General features: G+C 62.2%; 2 pseudogenes. One reads left to right on the top strand and one right to left on the bottom strand.

Going from position 1 to position 267, the window contains the following annotated elements:
- Positions 1–103, top strand: a pseudogene (gene mrx1 / locus BST12_RS29990) (mycoredoxin Mrx1); the annotation flags it as partial.
- Positions 104–115: 12 nt separating this feature from the next.
- On the opposite strand, the pseudogene BST12_RS29995 reads toward mrx1, so the two are convergent.
- Positions 116–267, bottom strand: a pseudogene (locus BST12_RS29995) (NAD(+) diphosphatase); the annotation flags it as partial.

Consider the following 267-nt stretch of genomic DNA (forward strand, 5'->3'; position numbering starts at 1 on the left):
CGGCAACAGAACTGTTCCCACGGTGAAGTTCGCCGACGGGTCGACGCTGACTAACCCGAGCGCGGACGAGGTCAAAGCGAAGCTGGTAAAGATCGCGGGTTAACGACGTGGACTTTCATTCGCACGCTGCCCACGATTCGATGATCACGCGGGCGATCGAGATCGACCCGGGCAGTAGCAGTTTCGACTCCGACGCACTGGACCAATCGCCGGCGGCAAGCGCTGCGCGCACCTCATCGCGGGTGAACCACGCGGCTTCGGCGATTT

This window comes from Mycobacterium angelicum (assembly GCF_002086155.1).
In the GTDB taxonomy this organism is placed as follows: Bacteria; Actinomycetota; Actinomycetes; order Mycobacteriales; family Mycobacteriaceae; genus Mycobacterium; species Mycobacterium angelicum.